Genomic DNA, 3,288 nt, shown 5'->3' with positions numbered 1-3,288 from the left:
TCAGCGGCACCTGCCTCGATTTTGTCGTCGTCAGTCATGATTCAGCTCCTTTGCGGTGCGCTTGTTCGCGGATTGGTTGCGGAAGAAGCCGACGACCGCGCCGGCCAATCCGCGGAAAGTACGACCATTGGCGATGCTCACAATGGCATCGACCATCGCGGAATCGACCATGCCCTGCGTCATCTTGCTCATGGCACGCGGCGGCATGTTCAGGACGAACAGCGTGTTCAAATCAGGGGAACCGGTCTTTTCCCGAATACGGGCCTCCCGTTTGGCCAAACCCTTGGCCACGGTGCGAGCCGCGAATCCCTTGGAATCCGTCCACGACATGATCGGGTCATTCACGCCGAACGTCGTCGGCTTGCCGGGGGCGATCACCTCATGCCCGAACAGCACGTCCATTTCGGCATCAGTCACGTCCTTGACCCGCCCGGTCAGATAGTGGCCGAGCGCGGGGTCGGCGGCGCAATCGTCGACCGTGCAGTCACCGGCGACCATGTGCGAGGCGGAAAGCGGCAGATGCTCGGCGTTGTCTCCGACCAGCAGCGTCCATTCGCCGCTTTCCGTCTTCCACGCGTTGGCTCGCATATCGAAATGCCGGAAGGTATAACGGTCGAAACCGATATGCACCTGCCTGCTTTCATGCGCGGCCAACTCCACCTTGGCAAAGCCCTTGAGCTCGCGATCAGGTCGAAGGGCCCCGCCTTGGGGAGCACGCACATACAACTGCACGACGGTCGCTCCATCGACATCGGAATCGTTGATGACGGTCACGTCAATGCCGGTTTCGGAAACGTTGATTTCGTCATACGCGAAGCTGGCGTAGCTCAGACCGTAACCGAACGGGAAGCGCACGGGAACATTGGCCGTCTCGTAATATCGGTAGCCCACAAACGGGCCTTCGCGATAGATCGCATCGCGTCCGATCGCCGGATACCAGCCGGAGCTCGGGCAATCCTCATAACGCATCGGCCAGGTTTCGGCCAGATGCCCTGAGGGATTGATCTCTCCGGTCAGCGCACGCACGGCCGCGGACGCACCGGCCTGCCCGGACAATCCGATATACAATACGGCGGCAACGTCATCGAACCAAGGCAATTCCACCGGCGAGCCGGAAACAAGCACGATGACCACCGGCTTGCCGGTTTCCGACAACGCCTTGACGAGATCGTTCTGCACCTGCGGAATCGCCATCGTGGAGCGGTCGAGGCCTTCGGATTCGCTGCGTTCGTCAAGGCCGATGACGGCCAGCACCACATCCACGGTGCCCTTCTTGGCGAGCGTCACGGCATCATTCAGCAGCACTTGGTCCGGCCGGCCCTGACGGTCGTAGCCCTGCTCGTAACCGGCCAGCACGAGGCCTTCGGCACGCTTGACCTCATCAAGGATGTTCTCCTCCTTGGTGGCGTTCACCTTGGACGAGCCGGAACCTTGGTAACGCGCGGTCGCGGCCATGTCCCCGATGACGGCCACACGGGCACCCGGCTTGAGCGGCAGTGCGGAGGCGTCGTTCTTCAGCAGCACACTGGAGCGTTCCGCGATTTTCCTTGCGATCGCATGATGCGATCGCGCGATGTCGTCCGCGAGCAGGTCATCACGGCCAACTCCGACGAATGCGGTCGCTCTGGCGATTTTGGCGACTTCAGCCGCACGCTTGTCAAGGTCGGCCTCCGACAGCGTTCCCGCACGCACCGCGTTCTCCAACTCGCGCGCGGAAGTGAAGCCCGGCGACGGCATCTCCAACGACCCGCCCGCTTTGACGGCCGCGACAGCGGAATTGGAACCACCCCAATCGGAAACGACCATGCCGTCGAAACCCCATTCATCGCGCAGAATCTCCTGCAATAGATGCTTGTTTTCGTGGGCGTAGACGCCATTGATCTCGTTGTAGGAGGTCATGATGGACATCGGCTTGGCCTCGCGCACCGCGATTTCGAAGCCCGTCAGATACAGTTCGCGCATGGTGCGCTCATCCACTACGGAATTGCTGGCCTGACGCCGCAACTCCTGACTGTTGACCGCGAAATGCTTGGGACATGCGGAGACACCGTTGCTTTGGATGCCGCGAATCAGTCCGGCCGACATTCGCCCCGCGACAATCGGATCTTCGGAATAGTATTCGAAGTTGCGCCCGCACAGCGGATTGCGTTTGATGTTCATGCCCGGGCCAAGCAGCACGTTCACATCGAGATCATGCGCTTCCTGGCCGAGCGCCTCGCCCATTTCCTCGGCAAGCGCCGGATCCCAGGAATTGGCCACGGTTCCCGCGGTAGGGAAGCATGTGGCCGGCTTGGATGCGCCGATGCCGAGATGGTCGCCCTCGCCGAGTTGCCGACGAACGCCATGCGGACCATCACTCATGACGAAACTGGGAATGCCGGCATGGTCATTGCCGCGCGAATCCCATTCAGACCCGCCGGAAAGCAACGCTGCTTTCTCTATGATGGAAAGTTCTTCAAGCTCCATTGGTTCTCCCCTCGCACTGGATTGTCGCCCGCTCGGCACACAGCCGGAATTTCACCAAACCGCGTCTGCGCGTGATTTCCCGCACTGCATTCCGTATTGCCGCGATTTCCCCACCGCCACCTCACGCGTGGGATTTCGCCGCTAATCCGATTGAACCAATTTTCCGGCATCAATCGAGTACATCCACACAACCTGTCGTTTTGCCGGCACAATCGGTCCTTCCGCGCGGCAAATGACGAAGCCCGGAGTCAATCCGGGCTTCAATATCTACTTCAATGTCTTAAGCTAACGCCGTTCTTTGTCGCGCAAATCCCACACGCACCACACCGCGTATGAAATGAGCGGACAGACCACAGCCGAAACGACCACATCCGTCGGATAATGCAAACCGAGCAGAAGACGCGAACATGCCACCACTACAACAAGCGCTACGGCGCCGATAATCGTTCTGCATACAACGAGTCGCACCGAGTCTGTTCTGCCGTCAGAGAAGCGTTTATGCGCCAAATTGCGCATGGTCAGCAACAACATGGTCGCCACGATCACCGCGGCCGCCGTGTGCCCACTGGGGAAGCTGGGATCCCCCGGCAACAGCCCGCTTCCTTCGGAGGTGATCGGCCTAGGACGTTTCACCAGCCACTTCACACCGGTGACATATACGATCGGCGCGACGGAAACGATGACATCACGACCGACGATGCGTGCGTCACGCGTGATTCGATGATCCGCCACGGCGAGCATCGCGACCAACGCGACACATCCCACGGTGGAAAACATGTACGCGAGTATCGCGGAACAGTCCCGCAGCCATTCGGGCCATGT

General features: G+C 60.3%; 2 protein-coding genes. Both read right to left on the bottom strand.

What is annotated here, in order from left to right:
• Positions 1-30: 30 nt before the first annotated feature.
• The gene (gene gluB / locus B3C64_RS05525; protein WP_291534298.1) at positions 31-2,466 is read right to left on the bottom strand and encodes a beta-glucosidase GluB; all 2,436 of its coding nucleotides are present in this window, start codon (positions 2,464-2,466) and stop codon (positions 31-33) included.
• A gap of 285 nt (positions 2,467-2,751) precedes the next feature.
• Positions 2,752-3,288, bottom strand: a 537-nt coding sequence (locus B3C64_RS05520; RefSeq protein ID WP_291534296.1) for a phosphatase PAP2 family protein, incomplete at its 5' end; no start/stop codon positions are given.

It is taken from the genome of Bifidobacterium sp. UBA6881, assembly GCA_002451435.1.
GTDB lineage: Bacteria > Actinomycetota > Actinomycetes > Actinomycetales > Bifidobacteriaceae > Bifidobacterium.
This window is presented reverse-complemented; position numbering and strand designations above follow the sequence as displayed.

Excerpts from the sequence above, each read along its gene's own strand:
- gluB (WP_291534298.1), bottom strand. The coding sequence starts at position 2,466 with ATGGAGCTTGAAGAACTTTCCATCATAGAGAAAGCAGCGTTGCTTTCC.